This is a genomic window from Mailhella massiliensis (genome assembly GCF_900155525.1).
GTDB classification, from domain to species: domain Bacteria; phylum Desulfobacterota; class Desulfovibrionia; order Desulfovibrionales; family Desulfovibrionaceae; genus Mailhella; species Mailhella massiliensis.
On record NZ_LT706951.1, the window covers coordinates 570,143 to 585,682 of the forward strand.

Below are 15,540 nucleotides of genomic sequence, written 5' to 3' on the forward strand. Positions count from 1 at the left end.
AGTGCGTTTAACGAAAAAAAGGGTTGCAACCCTGAGGATGCAACCCTGAAATTCGGTGGTGCCGAGGGACAGAATCGAACTGCCCACACGGGGATTTTCAGTCCCCTGCTCTACCAACTGAGCTACCTCGGCACAACGAAAGAGACCTTACTTCAACTCACCGCGCTTGGCAAGTGTTTTTTTGTCTGTTTTTCAAAAAATCCGATATTACTCGGTAAGATTGCCCGGCCCCTTGGGCAGGGAGGCCTCGGCAATGCGCACCTTGTAGTCGCTCGCCCCCGCCGGAGGATCAACGAACACCACGGTAAAGGGCACTTCGCTGCCCGGAAGCACGTTCACATTGCTGGACACGATGTCGAGCTTGCTGTTCAGCGCCTTGTCGAGCTCCTCCTTATCCAGCACCTCCAGCTGGAAGGAACTGATGCTGCTGCCCGCAAGCTGCTGCTGCGACACCAGCATGTTGCCCGAAGCGTCGTACAGTTCCGCTTCCAGGCGGATCAGTTCCCGGGGCGTGGGGAAGTTGTTCATCACCTTTCCTTCAATGATGATGAGATTGCCGAGCTTTTCATTCTTCACCTGATACTGGCGCACGTCGCGCAGTTCCAGCTTGCTCACCAGAGAAAGCGGGTCCGAGGCATCGGCCGTTTCCAGACCGAAATACGGAGCGACAAGGCCTTTCAGTCCGTCGAGGTAGGGGGTGTTCCCCCACATCCACCAGGCGCCCGCACACAGCGCCACGCAGAACACGAAACTGAAGATGCGGGGAAGAATCGAACGCTTTCTGCGGGGCATGTCCAGCCCGCCGAAGGCTTCGGCGCCGCCCGCGCCGTCGAGGCGCAGCCCCTGCATTCCCCGTTCCCCTGCGGGGCGTTCCCTGCGGGGTTCATCCATGGCAAGGGAAAGGCCTCCGCCGGAACCGGAGGAAGAGGAACCTCCCAGCGAAAGCGTGCCTTCCGAACCGTAGTCCGAAACGGAAGAACGCTTCTCGGAGGGACCGAAATCCAGAGTGTCGGCGGCGGGAGCGGACTTTTCCCCGCGGGACGGGGCCGGCTCCGGCCTGTCCAGAAGAACCGGCGCATCCTCCACGTTAAGCGCGAAGATATGGCGGCATACCGAACAGCGCAGCTTGACGCCCGACTTCACTTTTTCATCGGGCAGGCGATATACCGTATTGCACTGGGGGCAGGTAACATTCATGAGACATTCTCCATGCGTCTGGAGCGGCTTACCCTTCCCGGCAGGCAAAGGCCCGGCCGCAGGAAAAACCGCGTTTCTTCTCCTCTTCCGGGCGGCCCGACGCCAGAACAGGCCGATATTCGGAAAAGTTCCGTCCGGCAAGGCGTCCACCCGCAGCATACGGGGCGGACACGCCGGAAAAGCCGCAGCGTTCCCCCGGAAAAAAACTTCCCGGCAGACTCACCGCGACTTTACTCTGCGAAGCAGACCATACACCGGCTGCATCAGCAGTCAAGCAACTCATAAATCCCCGGAAGATCGCGATATCTTTCCGCGTAGTCGAGGCCGTAGCCCACAATGAAGCCGTCGGGCAGCTCAAAGCCGACGAAATCGGAATGCACCGGAAATTCCCGCCGTTCCTTCTTGTCGATGAGCACGGCGAGCCGCACGGACTTCGCGCCCAGCGAGGCGAGATGCTTCATGAGAACGTGCATGGAACGGCCGGAATCCACGATATCCTCGATGACAAGCACATGGCGGTCCTTCAGGTCGATTTCCACATCCTTGGTGATGCGCACCTCGCCGCTGCTGCTCTGGGCGTCCCCATAGCTGGCAAGACGGACGAAGTCGACGGCGGTTTCCGTCTTCATGGCCCGCACCAGATCGCTGAAGAAGAAAAAAGCCCCTTTCAGCACACATACGGCAACCACGTCTTCGCCGTTGTACACGGCGTCTATGCTCTCAGCCATGGCCGCAACGCGACTTCTAATGACGTCTTCCGACAATAGTTCTTTCAACATGCCTCACTCACCGACGAATAAGACTCATAAGAAACTGTTTCATTTCCGGGGCCGGGACATAGCCCGCCTCGCTCACTTCAATATGGCCGTCCCTGTTGTAGATGACGTTGAAGGGGATGGCGTCGATACGATAGGCCCGCGCCAGTTCCTCGCCGCCGTAGTACACGGGATAGGCCCCCAGCATCCCCATGGACTTCACGAAGCTGTCGGCCTCGCGGATGTTCTCGTCAATGGCGATGCCGATGATGAGCAGGTCCTCCTCGGGAATTTCCTTCCTCATTTTCATGAGTTCGGGAATCTCCCTGCGGCAGGGGCCGCAGAAGGCCGCGAAAAAGTTCACCAGAATCACCTTGCCGTGATTGGCGGCAAGTTCATCCAGCAGTTCATAGGTGTGCACGGGCTTCAGGTGCCTGCCGCCCTCCTGCCCCAGGGCCTCGCCCGCAGGACAGACCAGGGCAAGGGCCAACATGCCGGAAACCAGCGCTCCTGTCAGGCGGCGAAAAAAGCCCGACGGCTTTTCAACCATAAAAAACTCCTTCCTTTTCCTCAAAAGTCGGCGCAGAAGACTTTTCTTCCGCGAACCTGTTTAGGTGTACTGAAAATCGTTGAAAACGCCAACCTTAAACTATAGGATACATTCCGGCAATCAGGCTTCCATCCCCGGAAGCGCCGCCGAAATAAGGATGACTTCATGGCAAAAATTTCCGACTCACGCGAAGCCGAACTTCTTGTCTCCGCAGAACCCGGGCACGGTTCCTCTTCCGCGCGAGGCAAAAAACGCAAGATATCCAAGGATGATGTGGATATCATCGATCTTTCCGAAAGCCCGGCTTCCGAAACGTCTTCCGTTGCGCGCGCTTCTTCAAAGGAAAGTTCCGGCGGAGCTGCAAAAAATCCGAAAAAGCGATCCGCCGCGAAGGAGGAGGAAACCTCCCCCCTCCGTGAGGACGAAGCCGACATGCAGGACGGCCTTTCCGGCGAAAGCGACGACTCCCCGGAAGTCATGGAGGCGGAGCTTGAGCACGCGCAGGAAGGCGAACTCGTCCCCGACGAGGATTTTCCCGCCTTCGACGATTTCGACGACGGCGGAAAAGTCATCGACCTGGGCAGCAATCTGCCCGCCCTCGCGCAGGACAGGCTTCCCAGCGTGCCCATGCGCGACAATCTGCAGAGCTACCTGCGCGAAGTCAGCAAATTTCCCCTGCTGGAACCGGAGGAGGAAACGGAGCTCGCCCGCCGCGTGCGCGATCACGGCGACACGCAGGCGGCCTTCCGCATCATTTCCTCGCATCTGCGCCTCGTGGTGCGCATCGCCATGGACTTTCAGCGCCGCTGGATGCAGAACGTGCTCGACCTCATACAGGAAGGCAACGTGGGCCTTCTGCGCGCGGTGAACAAGTTCGATCCCGACAAGGGCATCAAATTTTCCTATTACGCATCGTTCTGGATCAAGGCCTATATTCTCAAGTTCATCATGGACAACTGGCGCATGGTGAAAATAGGCACCACGCAGGCCCAGCGCAAACTTTTCTACAACCTGAACCGCGAAAGGCAGAAGCTCATCCTTCAGGGCTTCGACCCTGATACGGCGCTTCTGTCCGAAAGGCTCGGCGTCACGCAGGATCAGGTGGTGGAAATGCAGCAGCGCCTGGACGCGGGCGATGTTTCCCTCGACCTTCCCGTCAGCGACGAAAACGGCAGCGCCTCCCGCATGGACTTTCTGCCCGCGCTCGGCCCGGGGGTGGAGGAAGGCATTGCCGATTCCGAGGTCTCCCGCCTGGTACGCGAGAGCATAGCGGAGCTTATTCCCTCCCTTTCGGAAAAGGAAATCTACATTCTGGAGCACAGGCTGCTCACCGACGAACCCGCCACGCTCCGGGAAATCGGCGAACGCTACAATGTCACTCGTGAACGCATACGCCAGCTGGAAGCGCGACTGCTGGAAAAACTGAAAGAACATCTCGGGCGCGAGATCAAAGACTTCTCGGAAGAGTGGATACAGCCCTGACTCTTCCGCCACAGGGATTTTCATGTTCCGTCATTCCACGCCTCGTTTCCGGGCCGGGCGTCGTGCCGCCGCTCCCAGGCGGACAAAGCGCCTGATGCTGGTTTCCACCCTCGCCCTCATGCTGCTTCCCGCAGGGTGCACGGGCAAAACCGATCTTTATTCCCGGCAGGAACGCTTTCTCCCGGCCTCCAGCCTCATGCCTCAGGAGCCTTCGCAGCGGGCGGAGCTCATTTTCGCGCAGCTCAAGCTCGACGCCGCTCTGGACCGCAACGACAAGGACGCCGTTCTCGACGCGGCCGAAAGGCTGCTCCGGTTCGGCACGGGCGCCCACGCGCTGCCCGCCTCCACGCCCATCATCGACGCGGCCATCTGGCTGCTGGCCCACGATTACGAAAACGACGCGGTGCTGCTCGTGCAGAACGCCTCCGCCCAGATGCCGGACGATCTTGCGCTCGTCTCCCTTCAGGCCGACCTTCTCATCCAGCGCAATGCGCGGGAGGAAGCCATAGAACTGCTGAGCAGCTTTGCCGCCGGCCATCCGGCGGACGGGCAGGCTCAGGCGGAGCTTGCGCTTGCGCTTCTGCGCAGCGGCCGCACCGACGACGCCATGAAGGTGTTCCGGCGCATCCCCGAAAAGCAGCTCACCCCGCAGATACGTTTCGCCTACGCCCAGGCGCTGAACGTGTCCGGCCGCTTTTCCGAGGCCAGAAGTCAGCTCGACGCGGCCGTGAAGGAAGACCCGGAATATTCCGAAGCCTGGCAGCTTCTCGCCCTCACGCAGGAAGAGCTCGGCAACAAAGGCGAAGCGAAGAAAATCTACAAAACGCTTCTGGACTCCGACCCGGAAAACCGGAGCGCGCGGCTTTTCCTCATCCGTCTGATGCTGCAGGAAAACAATACGGACGCCGTCGTCGACACGATCATCAGCTCCCACGACCCGCTGCACTTCGCCGTGGCCGCCGCAGCCATGCTCATGGACGAAAAGCTCGCCGCCCAGGCGGAGAAGCTTTTCACCCGGCTGGAAAAGCAGGCCGACATGCCCGACGGCATCTATTTCTATCATGCGGCGCTGCTTTATGAATCGGGCATGGACCAGGACCGCGCGCTGGAGTTTCTGGAGAAGGTGAACGCCAACAGCCCGGAATACGACAAGACGCTGCGCATGAAGGTCCGCATTCTTTATGAACGCAGGCGCTTTTCCGAAGCGCTGCAGACGCTGGACGAACTGCGCCGTATGCATCCTTCCGATGTGGAACCGCTGCTGCTCATGGCCGAACTTCATATGCAGACGCGGGATTTCAAGGCTGCGGACAAGGCGCTGGCGGAAGCCCTCCGCATCCAGCCGGACAATGAAAGCGCCGCCTTCCAGCAGGCCTATCTTCAGGAAGTGCAGGGCCACAGAAGCCGTGCCATGGCGCTCATGGAAAAAGTCATCGAAAAATTCCCCGACAACGCTCTCGCTCTGAACTACGTGGGCTACAATCTGGCCGACGCCGACCGCGATCTGGACAGAGCCTACAAACTTCTTCAGCGCGCCGTGGAACTGGAACCGGAGGCGGACTTCATTCTCGATTCCCTGGCCTGGGTGCATTTCCGCCGGGGCGAGCTGGACGAAGCCTGGGAGCAGATTCAAAAAGCGCTGGAAGCTTCCGACAGGGAAAGCCCCGGCGATCCCGCCATGTTCGAGCATTACGGCGACATCGCCGCCGCCCGGGGCGACAGGGAATCCGCCCTCCGGGGCTGGAGCAAGGCGCTCGATCTGTTCCAGCGCATGGACTACCCCGAAGACGCCGCCCGCGTGCGGCTCAAACTGGAAAAGCAGTCATGAAAAACATCACTCTTCCCCTTCTCTGCCTCGCCCTTTTCGCCATGCTCACAGGCTGCGGCCCCAAGGATCTGCCGCTTACCCCGGAAAGCGACGCCGAAAGCCGCTGGAAGACCTTCGAGCAGATGTCCTCCCGGCCCGTGCAGTATGAACTGCTTTCCGGGAGCCTCCGTTTCGGCCCGGAAAACGACACCCGGCGCGTCACCTATCTTCTCTGGTCAGAGAGCAACGCCGATAACGACGGCCTTCTCGACAGTCACGGCCCCGCCGGGCTGGATGCGGCGGATTCCGATCCCGACATGCCGGGCGACACGCGGGCCATACGTCTTGAAGTGAACGCCGGGGTGGGGGCCAACGTGGCCAAGGCCCTTTTCGACAACGGGCGTATGCTCGTGGTGCTTCCCCGCGACGGCAAGGCCTACACCGGGGTGGAATCGGCGGAAAACATACGCCGCCTCATGGGGCTGTCCCTGCCGTTTTCCATGAATGCTCTCAACGATTTTCTCGCCGGCCGCTACCTGTCCGCTCTTGACGTTCCGGCTCCGGAGAGATACCTCACCGGAAACGACGGCAACATCATCTACCGGTATCGCAGCGAAGGCCGCAGGTGCGAGCTTGAGCTGAATGCCGAGGCCCTGCCCGTGCGCTGGAGCATGAACGGCCGCTGGACGCTGAACATCGCCTACGGCGACGACGCCCTGCCCTACAAGCTGGACGGGCGGACCGACGGCGAAGAGCCCCTTCGCATGGTGCTGCTCGTCAAGGAACGTCGTTCCGCGAGCACGCTTCCCGCAGGAAACATGAAGCTGAACGTACCGCAGGATGTCGCCGTCTACTCGCTGGACCAATAACACCGCGTCACTGGAGAAAGTCATGAGCACCATTTACATCGCGTCCGATCACGGGGGCTTCAACCTTAAAACCTTTCTTGTGCGTTACCTGAAGGATCAGGGACACGACGTGCACGATCTCGGCCCCTCCGATCCCGCGAGCTGCGATTACCCGCTGAAGGCCCAGGCCGTCACGGAAGCCGTCCTCAAGGATGAAAACGCCTTCGGCGTTCTCGTGTGCGGAACCGGCATAGGCATGAGCATGGCCGCCAACCGCGTCCCCGGCATACGGGCGGCGCTGTGCACCAGCGAATTCCACGCCTCCTTCGCCCGCGCCCACAACAACGCCAACATCATCTGCCTCGGCGAACGGGTTTCCGGTCAGGGCATTTCCGCCAGCATGGTGGATGTCTTCCTCAGCACCCCGTTTGAAGGCGGCCGCCACCTGCGCCGCATCAACCTCTTCAACAAGTAATCCTTCCGTTCCATGGCGAAACTGCGGGAAACCTACGTCTGCCGCGCCTGCGGCGCGCAAAGCGCCCAGTGGCGGGGTCAGTGCCCGAAGTGCCGGGAGTGGAACACGCTTGAACTTACGCGCCTCGCGCAGTCTTCCACAGGCAGGCCTCTGCCCGTGGAAGGCCGCGCAGGCGGGCGCATCCAGCCCCTTGCGGAAGTTTCGGGCAGCGACCACGCCGCCTTCGGTACCGGACTCGATGCCCTCGACCGCATTCTCGGGCGGGGCTTTGTTCCCGGCGCCGCCATTCTGGTGGGCGGGGAACCGGGCATCGGCAAATCCACGCTGCTGCTTCAGCTTGCCGGGGCCGTGGCCCGCGAGGGAAAAACCGTTCTTTACGCCAGCGGGGAAGAATCCCTTCCCCAGATACGAAGCCGCGCGGAACGTCTCGACGTACTGCACGACAGCCTTCTTGCCCTGGCCACCAGCCGGGTGGAAGATCTTTTTCCCGTGCTGGACTCGCCGGAAACCGCGCCCGCGCTCCTTATCGTGGACTCGGTGCAGACTCTTGCCTCCGACAGCGCGGAAGGCCTGCCCGGCAACGTGAGTCAGGTGCGGGCCGTGGCCACGGAACTTGTGGAACGCTGCCGCCGGGCCGACACCACGCTGGTCTTGGTGGGCCATGTCACCAAGGACGGCACGCTGGCCGGGCCGCGCCTTCTGGAACATCTGGTCGATACCGTCATTTCTCTGGAAGGCGACCGCCGGGAAATGTTCCGTATGCTCCGCGTGCTGAAAAACCGCTTCGGTCCCAATCAGGAACTGCTTATTTTCCGCATGGTCCGCAAGGGGCTGGAACTGGTGGAAGATCCTTCCACCTTCTTCCTCGGCGCGCGCGACACCTCGCTGAGCGGCACGGCCGTGGTCATGGCCGTGGACGGTCAGCGCCCCTTTGCCGTGGAAATTCAGGCTCTCGCCACCCGAAGCTACCTTGCCATTCCCCGGCGCACGGGTCTGGGCTTCGATGTGAACCGCCTGCATCTGCTGCTTGCCGTACTGGAAAAACGCCTGCACCTCAACTTCGGGCAGGTGGACATCTACGCCAAGGTCGGCGGCGGTATGCGCCTTCAGGAACCGGGGCTGGACCTTGCCCTGGTGGCCGCCCTTCTCTCCTCCTTCTATGATATCCCGCTCCCCGAACGCTGCGTTCTGTGGGGAGAAGTGGACCTCAACGGACAGGTGCGTCCCGTATCGAGTCAGGACATACGCATGAAGCAGGCCCTGCGCCTCGGCTATTCCCCCATACTCTGCCCGGAAAACGCCAAAAGCCGGGGTATCGCCACCGTGGCCGATCTTCAGCGTGTGCTTTTCCGCAAGGGCGCGCCCAAAGACGCATAAGTTCTCCTCATCTACCGGCGCAGGAAGCTTCCCCATGGGCCTTTCCGGGCCTTTTTTCGCGGCGTTTCCACTTCTCCTGAATACCGCTCAGGAGCAAGGGCATAAATCCTCATGGCTTCTGTCATGCCCTTCCGCCGCTCTTGCCGGGATGCCCCTGTCCCCTGTGTTGTGCATCTGGCTTGTTCCGGCATATTGCGGAAAAACGCCCTTTCTCACCATACTCCCTCTTCTGGAAATTTCCCGGCTCCGGGCTTCCGCTGCGCGGAGCTTTCTCAGACAGGTATTTTCCCGGCATCAGCAAAAAAAACCGTATGAAATTCCCCGCCTTTTTCGCAACAGGGCAAAAGGCTGCCGTCCCGCGCTGCCGCCGCTTTTCCGGCACGGTCCACACAGGGCAGAACGCGGGGGAACTATTCCGCACTTTTCGCAAACTCCGAAACCCGTTTCAGCGCGTTGGTGACGGCATGGTGCGACTTTCTCCCCTCTCCTGTTTCACAGCGCCCTCATCATGGCCCGGCAGAATTTCCTCTTCTCGACCGGTTCTTCCCAGGTCCGCCTCTCCTCACCGGCCACGCTGTCGACGCCGCGGCAGTAAGCATACACGATACAGGGCTTGCCGTTTCCGGTCACCTTTCTGTATCCATGCGCACCAGATACGCTTCAAACGCCTTCTTCATGATGCATCTTCCCATGTTTATCTCACCATGGAATGAAGCGCGCTTTCCGTTCAAAAAGATATTATAAAAACATATAGATACCTGTTTATTGACATGCTTTGACAACTTGCTCATTCCTTTGATGAGCACATCGCCTTGCCATGTCGTGAATACATCGGGGCAGCGTACCGTATCAGTACATGCGGCAGTCTTTCTGCGCTGCCGCCTCGCTCCTTCACGGTAAAGGAGCGCGCCTTAAAAGTCAGGACCGCCCCTTCAAGGGGCGGTTTGATTTGACCCTATAAGGGTCTGTTACCCGGCTGCCCTCTTAAGAGGGCTCTGTCTCGACTCTTGCCGAAGAGTTATTTTCTGCTGCTCGTAAACGAGCTGACGGGCCGTTCTACCAGGCTATACTGGTCTGTTATTTTGTCTCGTTCTTCCTGCTCCCTCACATATTTGATGATGGTCGCCTCATTTACTCCCACCGTGCTGACAAAATAACCGGTACACCAGAAATGGCGATTGCCGAACTTGTAGCGCAGATGCGGAAAACTCTCGAATATCATCAAAGAACTCTTCCCTTTCAAATACCCCATGATCTGCGCCACGCTATACTTGGGCGGAATCTTGACGCACATATGAATATGGTCCACACACGCATTTGCTTCCACTATCTCTATTCCTTTGTATTCACACAGTTTTCTCAGAATTTCGCCGATCGTTCTGCGATACCTTCCGTATACCAGCTTGCGTCTGAATTTCGGAGCGAAAACGATGTGATACTTGCAGTTCCAACGGGTATGGTTTAAACTCTGGTCATTCATTATTGGGTTCCTTTGTGTATAGATTTCGAGTCGAGACAACTGGTTATCTCACAAAGGAACCCCTTTTTTAACTTATGTAAAGGCTTCGCCTTTTTGGAACTCCCCGCATAGCGGGGAGTTTTCAGTCTTAAAGTCAGGACCACCCGTAAAACGGGTGGCTTGACCAGCCCTGTAAGGGCTTGTTACTTACTCGCGCCTTAAGGGCGCCGGCTTGAACTTCTCTGGTCGGCGCCCTGCCTTTTTTTCAACAGTTCAAGCCCCCATGTACTTTGACTCGTAGCCTGCTCCTAAAGGAGCTTTCCCTGCTTTGGACTGAACGGATCCGTATATTCCCTGCACGTCCTCTTATCAAACATGATATCTTCTCTATCCTGATCCCGTATATATTTCCTGATCGTTGCTTCGTTCAAACCTACTGTGCTGACGTAATATCCCACGCTCCAGAATCTCCGATTGCCATACCGGTATTTCAGCTGGGAAAATTTATCAAAAATCATCAGTGAACTTTTACCCTTTATATACCCCATAACCGACGATATCGCATACTTTGGCGGTATCATGACAAGCATATGCACATGGTCTATCATCATATGTCCCTCAATAATTTCGATTCCCTTGTAATTACAAAGCTGTCGTATTATTTTTCCTATTTCTTCACGGTATTGCCCGTAAATCACTTTTCTCCTATACTTCGGAGTGAAGACAATATGGTACCTACACAGCCATTTCGTATGTGCCAGATTTTGTTCTTTCGCCATAAAAAAACACCTTTTCGATGTGGACGGGAGCCTGAACAACTCCGTCTTATCGAAAAGGTGTTTTTTTAGGTATAACCATTTTGTGGTCCACCCGCTAAGCGGGTGGTTTTCTGTTTCGGTCGCTTCCGCTCCCTCAACTGCCTGAAGGCCTTAACAAAAACCGCCCGGCGGAACCGGGCGGCGACGAGCTTTCGGGCAAAACGGGCTATTTTACACGCGGCCAGAAGAAGCACACCCAGTCGTCGGCTTCCGGGTCTCCGGCATGGGCGGAACGCGTGGGGTCCGTGGCGGGGGAAGGCATACGCAGTTGTTCCGGCTCGCCCATGCCGGCGTAGGCCTCCAGCATACCGGGCACCTGCACGGCCAGAAAACCGGAAAGGATGAGGCAGCCGCCGGGCTTCACCAGAGGAATGAGCGCAGGAGCCATTTCTCTGAGCGGACCGGCGAGAATATTGGCGATGACCACGTCGAACGTCTGCCCCTGCACCAGCTCCACACTGCCTTCACGGATATCGAAGCCTTCGGAAATACCGTTCATGTCGCAGTTTTCCCGGGCGTTGTCGATGGAAAGCGGGTCGATATCCGCACCGAAGCCGGAAAGGCCCATCTTCACGCAGCCGATGCCGAGAATGCCCGTCCCCGTCCCCATATCGAGAAACGTCTGCCCGGCCTTCATGGCTCCGGCCGCATACAGGCGGCTCATGGCTTCAAGGCACATGGTGGTGGTGGGATGATGCCCGGTGCCGAACGCGGATTTCGGTTCAATGATGACGGGAATGCGTCCTTTCGCATCCTCATCCTTCATCCACGGCGGAAGAATGAGAAAATCCCCGGCCTCCACGGGCGTAAAATAGCTGCGCCAGCCCGCGTTCCAGTCCCGGTCGGGCAGAATCTCCCGGCTCAGGGAGGCTTCGGGCACAAAAAAGGCCAGCTTTTCGGCAAGATTCACGCAGTCCTCTTCCTTGTCGGAAGTGACGCGAAGCAGCATTTCCCCGGAAGGCAGGGATTCCTCCTCCCAGCCGGTTTCGGCACTCTGGGCGGCCAGGGCCTGCGCCATGGGGAAATCGTCCTCGGAAACGACAATGTTCAAACGGTACAACTGCGGCATAACACGCTCCCGCGTTTTGTTGGCAAGGTGAAGAAACAGCTCTATCACCAGAGGGAACGCTTGCCAAGAAGGACTTGACAGGCGGCGGCCTCTGCCGCACATTCGGCACGACACGGCCCTTTCTCCCCGCAATGATTTTCTTCTTTTCCCTTTCGCCGGACAAGGGCCTTTACCCATCGGAACGCACATGGATCTCAACGGACTCATCGTCGGCCTCGGCAACCCGGGGCCTCAGTACAGGGGCACGCGCCACAACATCGGCTTCATGGCGGCACAGGCGCTTCTGGAAGAAGTGGAACGCGGCAACGGCCGCGCGCCGGAACAGCTTTCCGGCTCCCGGTTCAATGCGCTTCTCTGGCGCATTCAGATTCCGCGCGGCGGCACCTGGCTTGTGGCCGAACCGCAGACCTTTATGAACCTGAGCGGCGACGCCGTCCAGCCCCTCATGGCATGGTACAAGCTCAAGCCCGAGCAGCTTCTCGTGGTTCACGACGAGCTGGATCTCGAACCGGGCAGAATGAAGCTCAAGAAGGGGGGCAGCGCTGCGGGGCACAACGGCATCAAATCCATACAGCAGCGCCTGGGCACGCCCGAATTCTACCGCCTGCGCGTGGGAGTGGGCAAACCGCAGGACAAGGAACAGGTCATCTCCTGGGTGCTCGGCCGCTTTTTCGGGCCGGAACAGGAAGTGATGGAACAAACCTTCCCCCACATTGTGGACGCCATACTGCGCTTTACCATCGACGGGCCTGAGCGCGCCATCAACGTGGCCAACACCCGCAGAAAATAGCGACAGCGCTCCGGGGCTTGCCAATAGCGGAAAAAACATCTATAGTTTTTTCACACCCGCGCTTCTGCGGGGGGTTCCCTCCCCTTTCTTTCTTTTCTGTGTTCGCCCCTTTCCGGTGCGATACGCCTTTCCCTTCCCTTCTTTCCCGGTGGTATCTCTATGCCCATACGGAAACGTAAAGCTCCTGTCGAGCCCGAAACTGTAGAATCTGCTCCCCTTATTGATGAAAGCGTCCTCAACCTCACGGAACTGAAGACGCGCAAAATGCAGGATCTCATGGATCTGGCGGAAAAGTATCAGCTTGAAAACGCCAGCTCCATGCGCAAGCAGGAACTCATTTTCGCCCTGCTTCAGGCCTGCGCCTCCCAGAACGGCGTCATCCACAGCGACGGCGTGCTGGAAATCCTGCCGGACGGGTACGGTTTCCTCCGTTCACCGCTGTGCAGCTACATGCCCGGTCCGGACGACGTGTATGTCTCTCCTTCGCAGATACGCCGCTATCATCTGCGCAAAGGCGACTGCGTTTCCGGCCAGATCCGCCCTCCCAAGGAAGGGGAACGCTATTTCGCGCTGGTGCGCGTCAACGAAATCGGTTTCGAGCCGCCGGAAAACGCCCGTCATCTGGTGCTGTTCGACAACCTTACCCCGGTATATCCCGACCAGCAGTTCTGCATGGAAACGGATTCCAAGAACATGTCGTCGCGCATCATCGACCTCATGTCGCCCATCGGCCGCGGGCAGCGCGCCCTCATCGTGGCCCCGCCGCGTACGGGCAAAACCATCCTTCTGCAGACCATCGCCAACGCCATCAACGCCAATTATCCCGATGTGTATCTCATCATTCTGCTGGTGGACGAACGCCCCGAAGAAGTGACGGACATGGAACGCACGGTGAAAAACGCGGAAGTGGTCAGCTCCACCTTCGACGAACCGCCGCAGCGCCATGTGCAGGTGTGCGAAATGGTGCTGGAAAAGGCCAAGCGTCTGGTGGAACGCAAGCGCGACGTGGTCATCCTGCTCGACTCCATCACCCGCCTGGGCCGCGCCTACAACACGGTTACGCCTTCGAGCGGCCGCGTGCTTTCCGGCGGTCTCGACGCCAACGCCCTGCAGCGGCCCAAGCGCTTCTTCGGCGCAGCCCGCAACATTGAAGGCGGCGGCTCGCTGACCATCATCGCCACGGCGCTCATCGATACCGGTTCCCGCATGGACGAAGTGATTTTCGAAGAATTCAAGGGTACCGGCAACTGCGAAATCTATCTCGACCGTCATCTTTCCGACAAGCGCGTGTTCCCCGCCATCGACATCAACCGTACCGGCACGCGCAAGGAAGATCTGCTTCTCGGCGAAGACGTGCTCAACCGCGTGTGGATACTGCGCAAGATTCTCGCGCCCATGTCTCCCATCGACAGCATGGAATTCCTGCTGGACAAGATGAAGGGTACCAAAAACAACAAGGACTTCCTCAACGGCATGGGCCGCTGACAGGCGGCAGGAACGCATAAAAAGGCGTTGACAATCTGCCTGTTGCAGTGCATAGTGCCTTGCGTATGAGGGCTTCTTCCCTTTGCGCCCGTGGCTCAGCTGGATAGAGCGACAGCCTCCGGAGCTGTAGGTCGCGCGTTCGACTCGCGCCGGGCGCACCATGTGAAAGGCAGGGTTACCGGAATTCCGGTAACCCTTTTTTTATTCCCGCACCATCACCACCCGTTTGCGAGGATGTTATGCCCTTTCTGCGCTTCATACTCCTTTTTTCCGTACTGCTGCTTGCCGGATGCGGCTCCCATTATCATGTCGCGGTGGACTCGCTGAGCGACGACCGCCCGCCTTCCGGGGCCAGTTATGAGCTTGTCCCCGGCAACGAAGGCATGAAGAGCACCGACCTTCAGTTCCGCGACATCGCCCGTCAGCTCACGCCCGCCTTCCGCTCCAAGGGTTTTTCCATTGTGGAGGAACATGCGCAGAACCGCGCCGTCGTCACCTGGTGGATGGAGGAACCCCGCGTGTATGTGGATACCAGCACCATCACCCGCGCTCACCCCGTGGTGGTGGGCTACGGACGGCACAGCTATGTGGACTATGTTTTCGTAGAGGAACCGGTGGTCACAAGCACCACGCTGTATTCCGCCAACCTTCTTCTCGAAGCCTACGAGCTCGACAAGGCAGGAAAGGAGGGCCGCCAGATATGGCGCACGGCCCTGCGCTGCACCGCCCCCACCGAAGACTTCCATACGCTGCTCTTCAGTATGCTTCAGGTTCTGCCCCGCGTACTCGGCACACAGAGCCACGGTCTCAAAAGATACGACGTCTTTCTCGGCAATGAAGGAGAAATAGAAGTAACGGACCTTCAGAACGGCGGCACGTTCTGACCGGCCGCATCCCGTACCTCTTCCACCCTTCCGGCTCCGCCGGTAGGGTGTTTTTTTTTGATTAACCGCCCACCGGAGGGGGAGACCCGGCACCAGCGCTCCGAACACCTTCCAGAGAAAATACAGGAGAACACAAAACATGTGCGACCAACCACAGGTCGTTGAAAAAAGAACTGCGAAGGGCACAGAACAGCCCGGAAAACGGAATTTCACATATCGCAGAGCCCCCACAAACGCCCTGCGCCCTCCTCCTTCCCTGCCCCGGACGCTCAGGTCCCGTGCCGTCTGTTTTCGGCTATTGGAGCACACCGGAAGACTGCCGACCCAAAACGCGCCTTGTCGGTACGGACCACATCTGCCGGAAACCGTGCCTTCCCCCTCTGCCCGCAACCATGCCGCCGCTCTCTCCGGCAGGCTGTACCTTCGGCGTGACCGGCAGACAGCGCAAGGCGACCTTCTCCCCTTTTACCGCAACGACACATCACCATTTCACGACGGCCCCCCTTCCCAGAGGCACGACAAAAACGGCGGCAGTCCCGGCACA

Annotated in this window: 14 protein-coding genes and 2 tRNA genes; 9 read left to right on the plus strand and 7 right to left on the minus strand. The window is 58.9% G+C overall.

Annotated features, from left to right (window positions below; genetic code table 11):
* Nucleotides 1–56: 56 nt before the first annotated feature.
* The 4 genes from CZ345_RS08260 to CZ345_RS08280 all read right to left on the minus strand — a co-directional run bounded on the left by CZ345_RS08260 (nucleotide 57) and on the right by CZ345_RS08280 (nucleotide 2,502).
* A tRNA-Phe gene (locus tag CZ345_RS08260) sits at nucleotides 57–132 on the minus strand.
* 75 nt (nucleotides 133–207) lie between these two features.
* Entirely contained in the window at nucleotides 208–1,197 is a 990-nt protein-coding gene (locus tag CZ345_RS08265) for a DUF3426 domain-containing protein (RefSeq protein WP_077072670.1), read from the minus strand.
* 263 nt (nucleotides 1,198–1,460) lie between these two features.
* On the minus strand, nucleotides 1,461–1,976 hold the full coding sequence (gene hpt / locus CZ345_RS08275) for a hypoxanthine phosphoribosyltransferase (protein ID WP_077072672.1): 516 nt from the start codon (nucleotides 1,974–1,976) through the stop codon (nucleotides 1,461–1,463).
* Between the two features lie 7 nt (nucleotides 1,977–1,983).
* Entirely contained in the window at nucleotides 1,984–2,502 is a 519-nt protein-coding gene (locus CZ345_RS08280) for a TlpA family protein disulfide reductase (protein WP_077072673.1), read from the minus strand.
* Between the two features lie 165 nt (nucleotides 2,503–2,667).
* Here CZ345_RS08280 and CZ345_RS08285 point away from each other — a divergent pair, with 165 nt between their 5' ends.
* The 5 genes from CZ345_RS08285 to radA are packed head-to-tail and all read left to right on the plus strand — an operon-like array spanning nucleotide 2,668 to nucleotide 8,491.
* Complete coding sequence (locus tag CZ345_RS08285; RefSeq protein WP_083717261.1) at nucleotides 2,668–3,984, plus strand: sigma-70 family RNA polymerase sigma factor; 1,317 nt, start codon at nucleotides 2,668–2,670, stop codon at nucleotides 3,982–3,984.
* A gap of 22 nt (nucleotides 3,985–4,006) precedes the next feature.
* The gene (locus CZ345_RS08290) at nucleotides 4,007–5,812 is read left to right on the plus strand and encodes a tetratricopeptide repeat protein (RefSeq protein WP_077072674.1); all 1,806 of its coding nucleotides are present in this window, start codon (nucleotides 4,007–4,009) and stop codon (nucleotides 5,810–5,812) included.
* A complete protein-coding gene (locus tag CZ345_RS08295; protein ID WP_077072675.1) occupies nucleotides 5,809–6,660 on the plus strand; it encodes a hypothetical protein in 852 nt (283 codons plus the stop codon). The genes CZ345_RS08290 and CZ345_RS08295 overlap by 4 nt, the downstream gene beginning before the upstream one ends.
* A 22-nt stretch (nucleotides 6,661–6,682) precedes the next feature.
* Nucleotides 6,683–7,114, plus strand: coding sequence for a ribose 5-phosphate isomerase B (gene rpiB, locus CZ345_RS08300; RefSeq protein WP_077072676.1), 432 nt, complete (start codon nucleotides 6,683–6,685; stop codon nucleotides 7,112–7,114).
* A gap of 12 nt (nucleotides 7,115–7,126) precedes the next feature.
* A complete protein-coding gene (gene radA / locus CZ345_RS08305; protein WP_077072677.1) occupies nucleotides 7,127–8,491 on the plus strand; it encodes a DNA repair protein RadA in 1,365 nt (454 codons plus the stop codon).
* Nucleotides 8,492–9,509: 1,018 nt separating this feature from the next.
* On the opposite strand, the gene tnpA (CZ345_RS08310) is transcribed toward radA, so the two are convergent.
* From tnpA (CZ345_RS08310) to CZ345_RS08320, 3 genes are all read right to left on the minus strand, one after another.
* On the minus strand, nucleotides 9,510–9,971 hold the full coding sequence (gene tnpA / locus CZ345_RS08310; protein WP_077072120.1) for an IS200/IS605 family transposase: 462 nt from the start codon (nucleotides 9,969–9,971) through the stop codon (nucleotides 9,510–9,512).
* Between the two features lie 287 nt (nucleotides 9,972–10,258).
* Entirely contained in the window at nucleotides 10,259–10,729 is a 471-nt protein-coding gene (gene tnpA, locus CZ345_RS08315) for an IS200/IS605 family transposase (protein WP_077072678.1), read from the minus strand.
* A gap of 205 nt (nucleotides 10,730–10,934) precedes the next feature.
* Nucleotides 10,935–12,044: a 50S ribosomal protein L11 methyltransferase gene (locus CZ345_RS08320; protein ID WP_144277287.1), complete on the minus strand. Its 1,110-nt coding sequence runs from the start codon at nucleotides 12,042–12,044 to the stop codon at nucleotides 10,935–10,937.
* Between CZ345_RS08320 and pth the strand changes: the two genes are divergently transcribed.
* From pth to CZ345_RS08340, 4 genes are all read left to right on the plus strand, one after another.
* On the plus strand, nucleotides 12,025–12,627 hold the full coding sequence (gene pth / locus CZ345_RS08325) for an aminoacyl-tRNA hydrolase (protein WP_077072680.1): 603 nt from the start codon (nucleotides 12,025–12,027) through the stop codon (nucleotides 12,625–12,627). The genes CZ345_RS08320 and pth overlap by 20 nt on opposite strands.
* A gap of 165 nt (nucleotides 12,628–12,792) precedes the next feature.
* Nucleotides 12,793–14,112 (plus strand): transcription termination factor Rho, encoded by a 1,320-nt coding sequence (rho, locus tag CZ345_RS08330; RefSeq protein WP_420538674.1) that lies wholly within the window; start codon nucleotides 12,793–12,795, stop codon nucleotides 14,110–14,112.
* Nucleotides 14,113–14,196: 84 nt separating this feature from the next.
* Nucleotides 14,197–14,273: transfer RNA gene (locus CZ345_RS08335), tRNA-Arg, on the plus strand.
* A 78-nt stretch (nucleotides 14,274–14,351) separates the two neighbouring features.
* Entirely contained in the window at nucleotides 14,352–14,996 is a 645-nt protein-coding gene (locus CZ345_RS08340; protein WP_077072682.1) for a hypothetical protein, read from the plus strand.
* Nucleotides 14,997–15,540: the final 544 nt, after the last annotated feature.